Source organism: Streptomyces sp. YJ-C3, from assembly GCF_053891275.1.
In genome coordinates, this window is sequence record NZ_CM132685.1 from 710,515 (window position 1) to 727,420 (window position 16,906).

12 protein-coding genes are annotated in these 16,906 nt (G+C 72.0%); 10 read left to right on the top strand and 2 right to left on the bottom strand.

What is annotated here, in order from left to right:
• The first annotated feature begins 274 nt into the window (after positions 1-274).
• The 4 genes from ACVHNB_RS03185 (at position 275) to ACVHNB_RS03200 (ending at position 6,403) form a co-directional block, all read left to right on the top strand.
• Positions 275-1,063 carry an ABC transporter ATP-binding protein gene (locus ACVHNB_RS03185; protein ID WP_428952952.1) on the top strand — a complete coding sequence of 263 codons (789 nt, stop codon included), beginning with the start codon at positions 275-277 and terminating at the stop codon, positions 1,061-1,063.
• The gene (locus tag ACVHNB_RS03190) at positions 1,060-3,642 is read left to right on the top strand and encodes an ABC transporter permease (protein ID WP_428952951.1); all 2,583 of its coding nucleotides are present in this window, start codon (positions 1,060-1,062) and stop codon (positions 3,640-3,642) included. Before ACVHNB_RS03185 ends, ACVHNB_RS03190 begins: the two co-directional genes overlap by 4 nt.
• Before the next feature lie 547 nt (positions 3,643-4,189).
• Positions 4,190-5,092 carry a 2-dehydropantoate 2-reductase N-terminal domain-containing protein gene (locus ACVHNB_RS03195; RefSeq protein ID WP_428952950.1) on the top strand — a complete coding sequence of 301 codons (903 nt, stop codon included), beginning with the start codon at positions 4,190-4,192 and terminating at the stop codon, positions 5,090-5,092.
• A 60-nt stretch (positions 5,093-5,152) separates the two neighbouring features.
• Positions 5,153-6,403: a glycosyltransferase gene (locus tag ACVHNB_RS03200; protein ID WP_428952949.1), complete on the top strand. Its 1,251-nt coding sequence runs from the start codon at positions 5,153-5,155 to the stop codon at positions 6,401-6,403.
• Positions 6,404-6,494: 91 nt separating this feature from the next.
• Here the strand turns inward: ACVHNB_RS03200 and ACVHNB_RS03205 are convergent, their stop codons facing one another.
• A complete protein-coding gene (locus ACVHNB_RS03205; RefSeq protein ID WP_456227371.1) occupies positions 6,495-6,782 on the bottom strand; it encodes a hypothetical protein in 288 nt (95 codons plus the stop codon).
• A gap of 31 nt (positions 6,783-6,813) precedes the next feature.
• On the opposite strand from ACVHNB_RS03205, the gene ACVHNB_RS03210 reads away from it, so the two are divergent.
• From ACVHNB_RS03210 to ACVHNB_RS03235, 6 genes are all read left to right on the top strand, one after another.
• Positions 6,814-8,694 carry a right-handed parallel beta-helix repeat-containing protein gene (locus tag ACVHNB_RS03210; protein WP_456227372.1) on the top strand — a complete coding sequence of 627 codons (1,881 nt, stop codon included), beginning with the start codon at positions 6,814-6,816 and terminating at the stop codon, positions 8,692-8,694.
• Positions 8,695-8,726: 32 nt separating this feature from the next.
• Positions 8,727-9,635 carry a polysaccharide lyase gene (locus ACVHNB_RS03215; RefSeq protein WP_428952946.1) on the top strand — a complete coding sequence of 303 codons (909 nt, stop codon included), beginning with the start codon at positions 8,727-8,729 and terminating at the stop codon, positions 9,633-9,635.
• 125 nt (positions 9,636-9,760) lie between these two features.
• Positions 9,761-13,294 carry a transcription-repair coupling factor gene (gene mfd / locus ACVHNB_RS03220; protein WP_456227373.1) on the top strand — a complete coding sequence of 1,178 codons (3,534 nt, stop codon included), beginning with the start codon at positions 9,761-9,763 and terminating at the stop codon, positions 13,292-13,294.
• A 176-nt stretch (positions 13,295-13,470) separates the two neighbouring features.
• Positions 13,471-14,331 (top strand): SCO6745 family protein, encoded by an 861-nt coding sequence (locus ACVHNB_RS03225; protein ID WP_456227374.1) that lies wholly within the window; start codon positions 13,471-13,473, stop codon positions 14,329-14,331.
• Between the two features lie 95 nt (positions 14,332-14,426).
• Complete coding sequence (locus tag ACVHNB_RS03230) at positions 14,427-15,113, top strand: HNH endonuclease family protein (protein WP_428957584.1); 687 nt, start codon at positions 14,427-14,429, stop codon at positions 15,111-15,113.
• A gap of 4 nt (positions 15,114-15,117) precedes the next feature.
• Complete coding sequence (locus tag ACVHNB_RS03235; protein WP_428952943.1) at positions 15,118-15,882, top strand: N-acetyltransferase; 765 nt, start codon at positions 15,118-15,120, stop codon at positions 15,880-15,882.
• Between the two features lie 35 nt (positions 15,883-15,917).
• Here ACVHNB_RS03235 and ACVHNB_RS03240 read toward each other — a convergent pair whose 3' ends face one another.
• Positions 15,918-16,763 (bottom strand): DUF4190 domain-containing protein, encoded by an 846-nt coding sequence (locus ACVHNB_RS03240; protein ID WP_456227375.1) that lies wholly within the window; start codon positions 16,761-16,763, stop codon positions 15,918-15,920.
• Positions 16,764-16,906: the final 143 nt, after the last annotated feature.

A 16,906-nucleotide genomic window follows, 5' to 3' on the forward strand; every position in this document is an offset into this window, starting at 1 on the left:
TCCGGACAGGAGCTTATGCGGGTGGAGGCGACCCTGAGTAGGCCTCCACCAAGGGGTGGACCTCCCCTAGGGGGACCTCCGTACAACGGACCGGGGGCGGTTCCTCCCCCTGGAGGACGAGGGGTGCGGGGGGTTCTTCCTACCTTCGAGGGGTGGGGTTTTCCCCCGGGAAAGACGGTGACTTCCACCAGCGCGCCCGGGGCCCCGCATCACCAGACTTGAACGCGCAGCGCGGACAGCTGTGGATCCGCGTGACCGACATAGGAGAATGACCGTGACATCGGCTGTGACCATTCCCAGGACCGGGGGCACTGGAGAGCGTTCGGCCGTTGCCGCGCGGGCGCGGCAGGTCGTGAAGGCGTACGGGTCGGGGGAGACCCGCGTCGTCGCGCTCGACCAGGTCGACGTGGACATCGTCCGCGGGCAGTTCACCGCGATCATGGGCCCGTCGGGCTCCGGCAAGTCGACGCTCATGCACTGCCTCGCCGGGCTCGACACCGTGACCTCCGGCCAGATCCACCTGGACGAGACCGAGATCACCGGCCTCAAGGACAAGAAGCTCACGCAACTGCGCCGGGACCGGATCGGGTTCATCTTCCAGGCGTTCAACCTGCTGCCGACCCTGAACGCCCTGGAGAACATCACGCTCCCGATGGACATCGCGGGGCGCAAGCCGGACCGGGCGTGGCTGAACCAGGTCGTGGAGACCGTCGGTCTCGCCGGACGGCTCAAGCACCGGCCCACCCAGCTCTCCGGCGGACAGCAGCAGCGCGTCGCCGTGGCACGCGCGCTGGCCGCCCGGCCCGAGATCATCTTCGGTGACGAGCCGACCGGCAACCTCGACTCCCGCGCGGGCGCGGAGGTCCTCGGCTTCCTGCGCCGCTCCGTCGACGAGCTCGGCCAGACGATCGTCATGGTCACGCACGACCCGGTCGCCGCCTCGTACGCCGACCGCGTCCTGTACCTGGCCGACGGCCGCATCGTCGACGAGATGCTCCGCCCGACCGCCGACGCCGTCCTGGACCGGATGAAGCACTTCGACTCGCGGGGCCGCACGTCATGAGCGCCAACACCGTCATGAAGACGTCCCTGCGCAACTTCTTCGCGCACAAGGGCCGCATGGCCCTCTCCGCGGTCGCCGTGCTGCTGTCCGTCGCGTTCGTCTGCGGGACGCTCGTGTTCACCGACACGATGGACAAGACCTTCGACAAGCTCTTCACGGCCACCGCCTCCGACGTCACGGTCTCGCCCAAGGACTCCGAGGCCGAGGGCAGCGCGACCGGACGGCCCGAGTCGCTGCCCGCGTCCACCCTGGACACCGTCCGCACGGCCGCAGGCGTCAAGTCGGCCGAGGGCGCGGTCAGTTCGATGAACGTGACCGTCGTGAACGCCGACAACAAGAACATGGGCTCCGAGAACGGCGCCCCGACCATCGCCGGCAACTGGACCAAGAACGACCTCCGCTCCATGGAGATCATCTCGGGCCACGCGCCGCGCGGCCCGACCGAGGTGATGGTCGACTCCGACACGGCGAAGAAGCACCACCTGAAGAGGGGCGACGAGCTGCGCACGATCGCCGCCACCGGTGACTTCAAGGCGAAGATCGTCGGCATCGCCGCCTTCAAGGTCACCAACCCGGGCGCGGCCGTCATCTACCTCGACACCGCGACCGCCCAGCGCGAACTCATCGGCAGGACAGGGCAGTTCACGCAGATCAACGTCGCCGCCGCCAGTGGCGTCAGCGACGCGCAGCTCAAGCGGAACGTCGCCGACACCCTCGGTACCCCGTACAAGATCCAGACGCAGCAGGAGGCCGCGGACGCCAACGCCGCCGACGTCGGCTCCTTCATGGACGTCATCAAGTACGCGCTGCTCGGCTTCGCCGGGATCGCCTTCCTCGTCGGCATCTTCCTGATCATCAACACGTTCTCGATGCTCGTCGCGCAGCGCACCCGCGAGATCGGCCTGATGCGGGCGATCGGCTCCTCGCGCAAGCAGGTCAACCGCTCCGTCCTCGTCGAGGCCCTGCTGCTCGGCGTCGTCGGCTCCGTCGTCGGCGTGGCCGCCGGGGTCGGGCTCGCGATCGGCCTGATGAAGATGATGTCGGCCGCGGGCATGGACCTGTCCACCGACGACCTCACCGTGAAGTGGACGACGCCCGCGATCGGCCTGCTCCTCGGCATCGTCGTCACCGTCCTCGCCGCGTATCTGCCCGCACGACGGGCCGGCAAGGTCTCCCCGATGGCCGCCCTGCGCGACGCGGGCACCCCCGCCGACGTCAAGGCGGGTGCCGTCCGCGCCGCCATCGGCACCGTCCTCACGGCGGGCGGCGGCTACGCGCTCTACCTCGCCGCGCAGGCCGACAAGGCGAGCGAGGGCTCGCTGTGGCTGGGCGCCGGGATCGTCGGCTCGCTCATCGGGTTCGTGGTGATCGGGCCGCTGCTCGCGGGCGTCGTGGTGCGCGTCATCAGCGCCGTCCTGCTCCGCTTCTTCGGACCGGTCGGGCGGATGGCCGAGCGCAACGCACTGCGCAACCCGCGCCGCACCGGCGCCACCGGCGCGGCCCTGATGATCGGCCTCGCGCTCGTCGCCTGCCTGTCCGTCGTCGGCGCCTCGATGGTCGCCTCGGCCACCGACCAGCTCGACAAGTCGGTCGGCGCGGACTTCATCGTCGAGCCCGGCAACGGCGCCATCACGCCGCAGGCCGCCGCCGCCCTGAAGAAGGTCACGGCGACCGGGGACGTCGAGCACGTCACCGAGGTCAAGTACGTCAAGACGACGCTGACCACGCCCGACGGCGAGAAGGAGGAGGAAGAACTGGTCGCGGCCAGCCCGTCCTACGCCCAGGACCTGCGGCGCGAGGCCACCTCCGGCGAGCTGACGGCGGCGTACGGGAAGAACGCCATGTCGGTCGGCTCCGAGTTCGCCGAGAAGCACGGCCTCAATGTCGGCGACACGATGACCGTCGCCTTCGACCACGGGCGGACCGCGAAGCTGAAGCTCGCGGCGATCACGTCCGACGACACCGTGTTCGACAAGGGCGCGATGTACACCGACATCGCGACCGCGACCCGGTACCTGCCGAAGGACCGCGTCCCGCTGAACGGCATGATGTTCGCCAAGGCCGCCGACGGGAAGGCCGACCAGGCGTACGCGGCGCTCAAGAAGTCCGTCGCCGCCGACCCGACCGTCAAGGTCAAGGACCAGACCGACTACAAACAGACCCTCAAGGACCAGATCGGCCAGCTCCTCAACATGATCTACGGGCTGCTCGCCCTCGCGATCATCGTGGCCGTCCTCGGCGTGGTGAACACCCTGGCCCTGTCGGTGGTCGAGCGGACCCGGGAGATCGGCCTGATGCGTGCCATCGGCCTCTCGCGCCGCCAGCTGCGCCGCATGATCCGCCTGGAGTCCGTGGTCATCGCCCTCTTCGGCGCCCTGCTCGGCCTGGGGCTCGGGATGGGCTGGGGCGCGACGGCCCAGAAGCTGCTGGCCCTGGAAGGCCTGGGCGTCCTGGAGATCCCGTGGCCGACGATCATCTCGGTCTTCGTCGCCTCGGCCTTCGTGGGCCTGTTCGCGGCGCTGATCCCGGCGTTCCGGGCCGGGCGGATGAACGTGCTGAACGCGATCGCGACGGAATGACGCGATTCTCACCCGGGGGACGGCTCCCGACGCACACACCGTGCGTCGGGAGCCGTTTTTCCGTCCCGCAGATTCGTTCTGCCGGAGAAAACCCCTGCTGACGGGAAACCGCCCGTTTTTCGGACATGCGCAATTAGTAGCCATATTTCAATTCTTCTGGCCTGTCGGGGCGTTCAGGCCCTAACGTCTGACATGGAGGGGGCGAACGCCCAAGGGCGTTCAACGTTCATGTAATTCAGGGGGGTTGAGGGGGAGTGCTCTCGTCTTCGGCCGCGGTCGACCGCGCCGCCGACAACGTCGGCCTCGAGCTGCGGGAATCCGGGGGAACGAGAGCACGCGCAGCGGACGAGCCGAGAGCGGACCGGCGCTGAGCCGTCGCTTTCGCGTCCGCACCAGCACTTCTTCTTTCTGTGCTCGCGGGCCGGTTCTCTCCGGTCCTCACCGGTTCTGCTCGGCCCTTTCCGGCCGGCCGTGAGCGCATTCCCTGTGACGTTTCCGCATGCGGGTGCCAGGGGGCACCCGCATCCGACCGGGAGACGAACTCACTATGTCAAGGATCTTCATCGTCGGTTCCGGCGTCGTCGGCACCGCCACCGGAAAGGGACTGCTTCGTGCCGGGCACGAAGTGACCTTCGTCGACATCGCACGCCAGCGCCTGGACCAGCTGCGTTCCGAGGGACTCGACGCCCATGAGGCGCTCGACCTGCGGGGGGCGCCCGAAGCGTTCATCTTCCTCACCCTGCCCACGCCGAGCACGGGGCACGGCTACGACCTGTCCGCCTTCGAGGACGGCACCGCCTCGGTGGGCCGCGCCCTGGCCGACGCCACCGCGTCCCACGTCGTCGTCGTCCGCTCGACCGTGCCGCCCGGCACCGCCGAGGGCCTGGTGAAACCGCTCCTGGAGAAGTACTCCGGCCGCACGCTCGGCGAGGACTTCACCCTCGCCGGCAACCCCGAGTTCCTGCGCGCCGCCTCCGCCGTCGAGGACTTCCGCCACCCGTGGATGACGGTGATCGCCTCCCGCAGCGCGCGCACCCGGGAGCGGCTCGCCGCGCTGCTGGCCCCCTTCGGCGGGGAGACCCGCTTCTTCACCGACCCGGCCGAGGCCGAGTTCGTGAAGTGCGCCCACAACATCTACAACGCCACGAAGATCAGCTTCTGGAACGAGATGTGGCTGGTCAGCCAGTCCCTCGGCCTCGATCTGGACCCGATCGCGCAGACCGTGGCCCGCTCCGCCGAGGCGTCCTACAACCCGTACTACGGCATCCGCGGCGGCAGCCCGTACGGCGGTGTCTGCCTGCCCAAGGACACCCGCGGGTTCCTCGGCCTCGCCGATGCGATCGGGGTGGACATGCCGCTGCTCTCGGCGGTCGTCAAGGTCAACGAGACGCTCGCCGGGCAGACCGGGGAGGCCGACGCACTGGCCGCCTCCGGCGCCGGCCGGCCCTGACGGCCCCCGCGCGGGCATGCCCACGCTCACCGCAGGTACGGCCACGAGGACGGACCGACCATGAGCAGATTCTTCGAAAGCGCCTTCGGCGACCTCCGCTACTACCTCGTCTACCTGCCGCTGGGCCTGATCGGCCTGGTCCGCTGGGCCTCCTGGCTGGTGCGGCGGATCCCGGCGGCCCTGTACCGGCCGGCGCGGGGCGGCTTTCGCGCCTCGCTGGGCGTCGTCGTCCCCGTCTACCAGGAGGACCCGGAGATCCTGGGCCTCGCCATCGAGTCCTGGCTGGCGAACGAGGTCGACGAAGTGGTCCTCGTCATCGACGTCACCGACGACGTCTGCCGCCGGGTCGCGGAGCGCTACCCGGTCACCGTCGTCGTCACCGACGTCCCCGGCAAGCGTGACGCCCTGCGCCGGGGCTGGGAGGTCTGCAGATCGGAGCTGGTCGCGCTGGTCGACTCCGACACGATCTGGGCCGAGGACGTGGCGGCCGAGGTCCGCAAGCCGTTCGCCGACCCGCGCGTCGGCGGCGTCGGCACCCGGCAGAACGTCTACAACCCGCGCGGCTTCCTGCAGCGGGTCAACGACATGTTCCTGGACTACCGGTACTTCGACGAGAACGCGGCGCAGACCGTGCTGGGCCGCGCGGTCTCCTGCCTGTCGGGACGTACCGCCGTCTACCGCCGGGCCCTGCTCCTGGAGGTGTCCGACGACTTCATGAGCGAGACGTTCATGGGGGTGCCGTGCATGTCCGGCGACGACAAGCGCCTGACCACGCTGATCCTGGAGCGCGGGCACCGCACCTACATGCAGCGCTCCGCCCGGGTCTGGTCGACGTTCCCGGGCAGCCTGCGGGTCTTCTGCAAGCAGCGGCTGCGCTGGGCCCGCAACACCTGGCGCTCCGATCTCAGAGCGCTGTCCCGCCGCTGGGTCTGGCGGCACCCGTTCCTCGCCTACACCATGATCGACAAAGGCGTCAGCAGCTTCACCCTGCTGCTGTCGCCGTGCTTCATGACGTACGCGATCGTCCGCCAGGACTGGTTCTTCGTCGCCTGTCTGGCCGCCTGGTGGTGGGTCAGCCGGTCGATGAAGATGCTGCCGCACCTCGTGCGGCGGCCCACGTCGGTCCTCCTGGTCCCCGGATTCGTGGTGATGTCGTTCCTGATGGCCGTGATCAAGATCTGCGCCCTGGCCACCGTCCGCCGGCAGCGCTGGCTCACCCGGCAGGTCTCGGTGGAGAACGGTGTCGTGGTCCGCACGGCTCCGGCCCTCGAACCGGCCGAGCCGTCCTCCGGGGCGGAGGCGGCCGCCTGATGCCCGGATCCGTCCGCCCCCGTACCGGCCGCGCAGGCGCGGCCGTGCGGGGTGCGGTGCTCGGGGCCGTGGCCGCCGCCCTGCTGACGGTTCAGGCGGTGGCGGTTCCGGCTGCGACACCGCCGGGGCCGGGGGCTGCCGCCGCGACCGCACCGCCGCCCGCGGAGACGTCGCCTCCGACGGAGCCGACGTCGGCGCCGGTGGAGCCGACGTCCCCGCCTGCGGAACCGACCTCGGCTCCGGAGCCTCCGACCTCGCCACCGGTGGAACCGACCTCGCCTCCGGTGGAACCGACCTCGCCTCCGCCGGAGCCGACCTTGCCTCCGCCGGAGCCGACCTCGGCTCCACCCGAACCGACGTCGGCTCCGCCGGTTCCCACGTCGGCTCCTGCGGTTCCGACCTCGCCTCCGGTGAAACCGACCTCGCCTCCGGCTGCCCCGACGTCGGCTCCGGCGCCCCCGACCTCGGCCCCGGAACCGGCGCCTCCGACCCTGGCCCCGACGCTGCCTCCGACCCTGGCCCCGACCCTGCCCCCGGCGGAACCGGCCCCGGACCGGGTCTCGCAGCCCGGTGCCCGGTCGGACCGTGACCCGGACGTCGCGGCCTGGCGGCGCAACGGCCGGCCGGACCGGCTGATCGTGCTGCGGCCCGGCACCGTCGCCCTGGTCCGGCACGGGAAGGTGGTGCGCCGGCTGTATCCGGGCCCCGGCACCGTCACCCCCGGCTGGCTCTCGGCGAACGCAGGGCGCGGCTGGGTCACGTACGAACCGGGCAGGCGCCCCACGATGCGGGTGCTCTCGGCGATCCTGCTCGCGCCGGGCAGCGCCCTGCAGATCGGGCCCGCCGACGGCACCGTCCTGCTGACCGCCGGACGGACCGCCGCCGCCGGCACCTGGATCAAGGGGTCCCGCGCCGTCCTCGACCTGGAGGGCGCCACGCTCCGCTCGGTGGCCGCGGGCACCGGCGGCGGTCCGGCGGCGGACTCCACCGCCGGGCGGCCGTACCTCGCGATGGGCGCGGGCGGCCGGATGGACGTCGTGCGCTCGACCGTCACCGGGTTCGGCCGCCCCGGCGCCGCCCCGGGCGGGGAGTCCGGAGTCACCTGGGGCCGGGGCAGCACCGGCCGCGCGGTCGCCTCGACGTTCCGCGGCAACCGGACCGGGCTGCGTCTGACCGGCGCCCACGGCGTCCGGCTCGACCGGGTCACCGTGGCGGGGTCGGCCGAGGACGGCGTCGTCCTGAACGGGGACCGCGGCACCACGGTGCGCCGGCTGTCCGCCGGGACCAGCCGGCGGCACGGCGTCGTCGTGGGCGGGACCGACGGCCGCGTGCTGGCCGACGTCACCACCACCGCCAACCGGGGCGCGGGCATCCGGGCCACGCCCCAGCGCCGCCTCACCCTGACCGATCCGGTCTCGTACGGCGACGAGGGCGGCGGCATCCGGCTGATGTCCTGCGCCTCCTGCACCGTACGGCGGCCCGTGGTGCGCGTGACGCCGACCGCGCTCGCCGTGCTCGGCGCGGGTTCCCGGGTGACGGTGAGCAGGCCGGACCTGGCCGGCGACGGCAGCGGTACGGGGATGTCGCTGGCCGCGGGCATCGGCGGCGTGACCGTCCGCGGCGGCGAGGTGACCGCTTTCGCACGCGGCATCGAGGTTGCCGGATCGCAGGTCCTCGTCGACGGCACCGTCCTGCGCGACTCCGTCACCGGAGTCGCCGTCCGCGGCGAGGCCGGGCAGGTCGCGCTGCGCGACCTGGACATCCGTGCGCGGCAGTTCGGGATCACCGCCTCCGGGACCACCCGCGGCGTGTCCCTGTCCGGGGTGCGGATCGGCGGCGCGTCCCGCAAGGGCCTGTCCTCCGCGTCCCCGGGCCTGCGGGTCAGCGGCACCTCGGTCACCGGCGCGCTCACCGCCGTCGACCTGCGCGGGCCGGCCAGCCTGGACCGGCTCACCGTCGGCGGGGCCCGCCGCGGAGTGCACCTCGCCCCACGGACGCGGGTGACCGCCGTCGGCCTGGACGTGCTGGCGCGGCGCAAGGGCGTCGACGCCGAGGCGGGCGCCCGGCTCGACCTGACCGACTCCCGGGTGCGGGCGCCCGTCGCGCTCGCCGGGGACGGCGCGGTGCACCGGCACGGTGCCACCGAGGTCAGCCTGCCGCCCTTCCCCTGGCTCGGCCTCGCGGCGCTGGTCGCACTCGGTCTCGCGGCCCTGCTGCAGACCGTCCACCAGGTCCGGCACCGCAGGACCGCGCCGCCGAAGGTCGCACGCCACGTCCGCAACACGGCGTGACGCGGTACGCAGCGAGCCAAGGAGGAAGAGCCATGCGCAGGCGCCAGTTCATGGTGGCGGGAGCCGCCGCGGCCGGGGCGGTCCTCGTCGGCTGTTCCTCCGGCTCGAAGCACGACGAGGACGACGACGCGGACGACCGCACACCGTCGCCCGGTACGCCGTCGCCCGGCACCCCGTCGGGCCCGCGGCCCACCGGCGGCCCGGGCGCCGTGGCCGGGTTCTTCGGCGCGCAGGTCAGCGCCCGCCGCGCCGGTTCGTTCGGCCTCGACCGCGCCGAGCTGCTGCCCGGCGGCGGCCCGGGGCCCGGGCCGGTGCTGCGGGTGCGCTACCCGGCCGGCTCGGCCAGCCCGACGGTGGCGCGCACCTACGACCGGCCCGAGGGCGGCACCCAGCTCTACCTGCCGCTGCGCACCGGGCCGGTCGACCGGCTGCACCTGCGGTACTGCCTGCGCTTCCCCGCGGGCTTCGACTTCGTGAAAGGAGGCAAACTGCCCGGCCTGTACGGCGGGACGGCCACCAGCGGCGGCCGCATCCCCGACGGCGCCGACGGGCTGTCCACCCGCTACATGTGGCGCTCCGGCGGCCGCGGCGAGGTGTACGCGTACCTGCCCACCTCGAAGGTGCACGGCACCTCGCTGGGCCGCGGCTCCTGGTCCTGGCCGGTCGGCCGCTGGGCGTGCGTGGAACAGGCCGTGACACTCAACCGGTCCGGGCACTCCGACGGCTCGGTGACCGTCCACGTCGACGGCCGCCGGGTGCTGCACAGCGACGGCCTGGTGTTCCGGACCACCGACGAGCTGCGCATCGCGGGCGTCTTCTTCTCGACGTTCTTCGGCGGCGGCGACCCCAGCTGGGCCACTCCGCGCACGCAGTACGCCGACTTCGCCGCGTTCGCCGTGGCCAACCGCGCCCTCGGCCCGCCGCCCGGCACGGGGCGCTGAACCGGGGGAACGGGCGCCGGTCGGCGGGTGTCGGCGGGGCGACGTAGTCTGGAAACCCCGGCCCGTGAGACGTGCCGGGCCGTTTGCGTTGCCCACCCCCCTGGACCGGGAAGGCCAAGGCCCCCATGAGTCTGTACGGACTGCTCGACGCCGTCGTCAAGGACGCGGCCCTCACCGAAGCGGTGAAAGCCGCCGGCGACGGCAACCGGATGCACATCGACCTGGTGGGCCCGCCCGCGTCCCGCCCCTTCACCGTGGCCGCCCTCGCCCGCGAGGCGAAGCGTCCCGTGCTGGCGGTCACCGCCACCGGACGCGAGGCCGAGGACCTGGCCGCGGCGCTGCGCTCGCTGCTGCCGCCGGACGGCGTCGTCGAGTACCCGTCGTGGGAGACGCTGCCGCACGAGCGGCTCTCCCCGCGCTCGGACACCGTGGGCCGCCGCCTCGCCGTACTGCGCCGCCTCGCGCACCCGCGCCCCGACGACCCCGAGACCGGCCCGGTGTCGGTCGTCGTCGCGCCTGTGCGCTCGGTGCTGCAGCCGCAGGTCAAGGGGCTCGGTGACCTGGAGCCGGTCGCGCTGCGCAGCGGGCAGAGCGCCGATCTGGGCGAGACCGTCGAGGCGCTGGCCGCGGCCGCGTACGCCCGGGTCGAACTGGTCGAGAAGCGCGGCGAGTTCGCCGTCCGCGGCGGCATCCTGGACGTCTTCCCGCCGACCGAGGAACACCCGCTGCGCGTCGAGTTCTGGGGCGACGACGTCGAGGAGATCCGCTACTTCAAGGTCGCCGACCAGCGGTCCCTGGAGATCGCCGAGCACGGACTGTGGGCGCCGCCCTGCCGGGAGCTGCTGCTCACCGACGACGTACGCGCGAGAGCGGCCGAGCTCGCCGAGCAGCACCCCGAGCTGGGCGAGCTCCTCGGCAAGATCGCCGAAGGGATCGCGGTCGAGGGCATGGAGTCCCTCGCGCCCGTCCTCGTCGACGACATGGAACTGCTCCTCGACGTGCTGCCCGCCGGGTCCATGGCCGTGGTCTGCGACCCCGAGCGGGTGCGCACCCGGGCCGCCGACCTCGTCGCCACCTCCCAGGAGTTCCTCCAGGCGTCCTGGGCGGCGTCGGCGACCGGCGGTGACGCCCCCATCGACGTGGGCGCCGCCTCGCTCTGGTCCATCGCGGACGTCCGGGACCGGGCGCGCGAGCTCGGGATGATGTGGTGGTCGGTGTCGCCGTTCGCGGCGGACGCCGCCGGCTCGGACACGGACACGCTCCAGCTCGGCATGCACGCCCCCGAGACGTACCGCGGCGACACCGCCAAGGCGCTGGCCGACACCAAGGGCTGGCTGCAGGACGGCTGGCGCACCGTCTACGTCACCGAGGGGCACGGCCCCGCGAGCCGCACCGTCGAGGTACTCGGCGGCGAGGGCATCGCGGCCCGCCTCGACAAGGACCTCGCCGAACTGGCCCCGGCCGTGGTGCAGGTGGCCTGCGGCAGCCTCGAAGTCGGCTTCGTCCACCCCGAGCTGAAGGTCGCCGTCCTCACCGAGACCGACCTGACGGGCCAGCGGACCGCCGGCAAGGACGGGCAGCGGATGCCCGCCCGGCGCCGCAAGACCATCGACCCGCTCACCCTCGAATCGGGCGACTACATCGTGCACGAGCAGCACGGTGTCGGCCGCTACATCGAGATGGTGCAGCGCACGGTCCAGGGCGCGACCCGCGAGTACCTCGTCGTCGAGTACGCGCCCGCCAAGCGCGGCCAGCCCGGCGACCGGCTCTACATCCCCACGGACCAGCTGGAGCAGATCACCAAGTACGTCGGCGGCGAGGCCCCGACGCTGCACCGGCTCGGCGGCGCCGACTGGACCAAGACGAAGGCGCGCGCCAAGAAGGCGGTCAAGGAGATCGCCGCCGACCTGATCAAGCTGTACTCGGCGCGCATGGCGGCGCCGGGCCACGCGTTCGGCCCGGACACCCCCTGGCAGCGGGAGCTGGAGGACGCGTTCCCGTACGCGGAGACGCCCGACCAGCTGACCACCATCGCCGAGGTCAAGGACGACATGGAGAAGACGGTCCCGATGGACCGCCTCATCTGTGGTGACGTGGGCTACGGCAAGACCGAGATCGCGGTGCGCGCCGCGTTCAAGGCGGTCCAGGACGGCAAGCAGGTCGCCGTCCTCGTCCCGACGACGCTCCTCGTGCAGCAGCACTTCGGCACGTTCTCCGAGCGGTACTCCCAATTCCCGGTCAGCGTGAAGGCGTTGAGCCGCTTCCAGACGGAGACGGAGTCCAAGGCGACCCTGGAGGGGCTGCGCGACGGCTCCGTCGACATCGTCATCGGCACGCACCGGCTCTTCTCCTCCGAGACCAAGTTCAAGGACCTCGGCCTCGTCATCGTCGACGAGGAGCAGCGGTTCGGCGTCGAGCACAAGGAGCAGCTGAAGAAGCTGCGGGCCAACGTCGACGTGCTCACCATGTCCGCGACCCCCATCCCCCGTACGCTCGAAATGGCGGTCACCGGCATCCGCGAGATGTCGACGATCACCACGCCGCCCGAGGAGCGCCACCCGGTGCTCACCTTCGTCGGCCCGTACGAGGAGAAGCAGATCGGCGCGGCCGTCCGCCGCGAACTGCTGCGCGAGGGCCAGGTCTTCTACATCCACAACCGCGTCGAGTCCATCGACCGGGCGGCGGCCAGGCTCCGCGACATCGTCCCGGAGGCGCGCATCGCGACGGCCCACGGCCAGATGTCCGAACAGGCCCTGGAGCAGGTCGTGGTGGACTTCTGGGAGAAGAAGTTCGACGTGCTCGTCTCGACGACGATCGTCGAGTCCGGCATCGACATCTCGAACGCGAACACGCTGATCGTGGAGCGCGGCGACAACTTCGGCCTGAGCCAGCTCCACCAGCTGCGCGGCCGCGTCGGCCGTGGCCGCGAGCGCGGCTACGCCTACTTCCTGTACCCGCCGGAGAAGCCGCTCACGGAGACGGCGCACGAGCGCCTCGCGACGATCGCCCAGCACACGGAGATGGGCGCGGGCATGTACGTCGCGATGAAGGACCTGGAGATCCGCGGCGCGGGCAACCTGCTCGGCGGCGAACAGTCGGGTCACATCGCGGGCGTCGGCTTCGACCTCTACGTCCGCATGGTCGGCGAGGCGGTGGCGGACTACCGCGCCTCGCTCGAAGGCGGCGTCGAGGAGGAGCCGCCGCTGGAGGTCAAGATCGAGCTGCCGGTCGACGCGCACGTCCCGCACGACTACGCGCCCGGCGAGCGGCTCCGGCTCCAGGCCTACCGCGCCATCGCCTCCGCGAACACCGAGGAGGACGTCAAGCAGGTCCGCGAGGAACTCGTCGACCGCTACGGCAAGCTGCCCGAGCCGGTCGAGAACCTGCTGCTCGTCGCGGGTCTGCGCATGCTGTCGCGGGCGTGCGGGGTGGGCGAGATCGTGCTCCAGGGCACCAACATCCGCTTCGCCCCGGTGGAGTTGAGGGAGTCGCAGGAACTGCGGCTCAAGCGGCTCTACCCCGGCACGGTGATCAAGGCGGCCACGCACCAGATCCTGGTCCCGCGCCCGAAGACGGCGAAGGTGGGCGGCAAGCCGTTGGTCGGGCGGGAACTGCTGGCCTGGGTCGGCGAGTTCCTGGCGTCGATCCTGGGGTCGTAGCGAGTTTGGGGTCGTAGTGAGCTGAAGCGGCGAGGGGCCGAGGTCACGGGGCTCTGCCCCGGACCCCGCTCCTCGATCGCCGCAGGGGCTTGTGCGTTCCGGTGGCGTTCATGGTGTCCGTACGGGGATCCTCTGACCGGCCATTCCGAGCACGCCGACAGGGGAGGGGCACCACCATGTCCGACGCCAGGGTCCGCCAGATGTGGCACCTGCTGGAACCGCTGCACGCCGTGCTCTACTACGCGCCCGAGGTCTTCGAGGAGGCCGCCGCGCTCGGCTACGAGGTGGGGGAGCGGTGGCCGAGCTACTTCGCCTGGCGGTCCGCCCCGCTGGGCGCGCCCGGCGCCCGGCGCGTCACGTCCGCGTTCTACAGCTTCAGCCCGGACAGGGTCGCCGAGCACGTCCCGGGCGCCTGGAAGGTGGCCTCGCCCGAGGACGTCCTGGCCGGGCGGCTGCGCGGCATCGACCGGGCCTACCGGGCGCTCTTCGGCGACGTGCTCGACACCCCCGAGGTGATGCGGGCCGCCGCGCTCGCCCGGCGCGCCGCCGAGGCCGTGAACACCGAGGGCCGCCCGCTCGCCGCCGCGAACGCCGAACTGCCCTGGCCCGACGCCCCGCACCTCGTCCTGTGGCAGGCGGCGACCGTGCTGCGCGAGCACCGCGGCGACGGGCACCTCGCCGCGCTGCTCACCGCGGAACTCGACCCGGCCGAGGCGCTCGTCTCCTTCGCGGCGATCGGCGCCGCCCCCACCGAGACCTTCGCCGGCCGTGGCTGGGCCGACGAGGACTGGCACGCGGCACGCCAACGGCTCGCCGGGCGCGGCCTGTTGGACGAGAAGGGGGCGGCCACCGAGGCCGGACGCGCCCTGCGCGCGGAGGTCGAGTCCCGCACGGACGCGCTCGCGGCGCGCCCCTGGCGCGCCGTCGGCTCCGAGGTGACCGCCGAACTCGCCGCGTTGCTCGGCCCGTTGTGGGTAACTGTGCTGGGATCGGGGCTGCTGCCGTCGGTGACGACCCTGGGGATCGGCAAGGTGTGATCTTGTCTCAGGTACGGTGAGCGGGGTCGAAATCGAACAAAAGGGGAGGTAGCTCCGTGCTGCGAGGCGCTGGGCGGGGAGCGGCCGTCGTGCTGATGGCCGCCGTGGCCGTCACCGGATGCAAGGCCGAGACGGACAAGGCGGGCGGTGAGGCGGGGCCCGAGCCGCAGGGCAAGTCGGGCAGCGCGCTGGCCGCCGTCGACGGGCTGACCGTCAAGGGCCGCGCGCCCAAGACCGGTTATGCGAGGGAACGGTTCGGCAGCGCCTGGGCCGACACCGACTCCAACGGCTGCGACACCCGCGACGACATCCTCAAGCGGGACCTGAAGTCCGTCCGCTTCTCGGACGGGGACTGCAAGGTCACCGCCGGCTCGCTCACCCCGGACCCGTACGGCGGCAAGGACATCACCTTCACCCGCGGGCGCAGCAAGGTGGACATCGACCATCTGGTCGCCCTGTCCGACGCCTGGCAGAAGGGCGCCTTCCGGTGGGAGCCGAGCAAGCGCATCGCGTTCGCCAACGACCCGCTGAACCTGCTCGCCGTCGACGCCACCCCCAACCGCAGCAAGGGGGACGGCGACACGGCCACCTGGCTGCCGCCCAACAAGGGCTACCGGTGCACCTACGTCGCCGGGCAGGTCGCGGTGAAGAAGAAGTACGAGGTGTGGGTGACGGCCGCCGAGCGCGACGCCATGAAGAAGGTGCTCGGCACCTGCCCGGACCAGAAGCTGCCCACCGGCGGAAATCCGACTGCGGCGCCGTCCCGTTTCCATGCACGATGACTCCATGAACGCACCGCCCGCCCCCGACCTGACCATCACCACGCTCGCCGAGCGGCCCGAACTGGCCGAGGCGATGTGGGGCATGCCGGACACCTGGCCGCTCTTCGCCGTGCAGGACCCGGTCGCCGTGCTGCTGATGCCCCGCATCCGCGACGAGCTGCCCGAGTACGTGCTCGTCGCCACCGATGCCGAAGGGGACGTGGTGGCCCGGGGCTTCAGCGTGCCGTTCGCCCTGCACGCCGAGGGGCGCGGGCAGCTGCCGGACCGGGGCTGGGACCAGGTGCTGCAGTGGTCGTTCGCCGACCGGCGAGCCGGGATCGCCCCGGACACCGTCAGCGCGATCGAGATCACCATCGTCCCGGCGATGCAGGGCAAGGGCCTGTCCGGGATGATGCTCGCGGCGATGCGGGACAACGCGCGCGGCCGCGGCTTCCGCGAGGTCGTCGCCCCCGTGCGGCCCAGCGCCAAGCACCTGGAGCCGAACGTGCCGATGAGCGAATACGCCTACCGCGTACGGGAGTCGGACGGACTGCCGAGCGACCCGTGGCTGCGGGTGCACGCCCGCGCGGGCGCCGTCATCGACAAGGTCGCGCCGGCCTCGATGACCGTGTCCGGCTCGCTGGAGCAGTGGCGGGCGTGGACCGAGCTCCCCTTCGACACCGCCGGGCCGGTGCAGGTGCCCGGCGCGCTGGCGCCGGTGCGCTGCGAGCCGGAGAGCGACCACGCCGTGTACGTCGAGGCGAACGTGTGGATGCGGCACGCGCTGTGAGCGCGTGCCGCATCCGATGACCCCCCTCGGGACGGTTACAGCTTCAGGTCCCACTGCGTGGCGTCGTACTCGAAGCTCGGCGTGACCTCGACCGTCAGGTTCTTGGCGGCGGCCGGGGTGTCGAAGGCGTAGACGACCGTGGCCTTCTTGCCCGGCAGGATCGTGCCGTCGAAACCGGTGCCGACCTTCTCGTCGAAGACCTGCTCGGCGTCGACCCCGTCCTTGCCGGCGCGGGCGTCGGCGGTGAGCAGGGTCGAGTCGAACTTCTCCTTGCTGTCGTTGGTGACCGTGACGGTGACCTTGTACGCGTGGTTGCCCTTGGTGTGGCCCGCCGCGAACTCGCTCGGGCTGTACGCCACCGCGTTGGACACCGTCACCGTCAGGTCGTCGTCGTAGACCACGGAGTCGCCCGCTTCGAGCGCCTTGCCGGCGTCCGGCTTCTCGTCGCTCTTCTCGCCCGTGCCGCTGTCGGACGTCCCCTTGTCCTTCGCGTCGCCGGACGTCTTGGTGTCCTTGGCCTTCGTGTCCGACACCGACTTGTTGATCTCGTCCACCGCGTCGCCGACGGCCTTGAACGTGGTGTACGCGCCGAAGGTCGCGAGGCCGAGGGACAGTACCGCGAGGATCACGCCCGCCAGCGCCACGCCCTTGTTCGTGGCCTCGCCCCGCTTGGCGCGGCCGCGGCCCGTCAGCCCCAGGATCAGGGCGACCACGCCGAGGACGCCGGCCAGCCAGAACATGATCGGTATCAGACCGGACAGGGCGCCGATGATGCCGAGGATCAGCGCCGCAGTCCCCAGACCGTTGCGCGCGATCTGCTGCTGCGGTTGCTGCGGCGGCTGGAACGGCGGGTACTGGGGGTGCTGCTGGGTCTGGGACATGGATTCCTCCGTGATGAGAGACGCCAACCTCCCCCCGGCTTTCCGTGTATCCGGCGGTTGGCTGGGTTAAGCAGACCATGTTGTGTGAACCGAGTCAACCGCGTTCACGCGAAACAACGTCTGCACACTTGTGAACCGGGTTC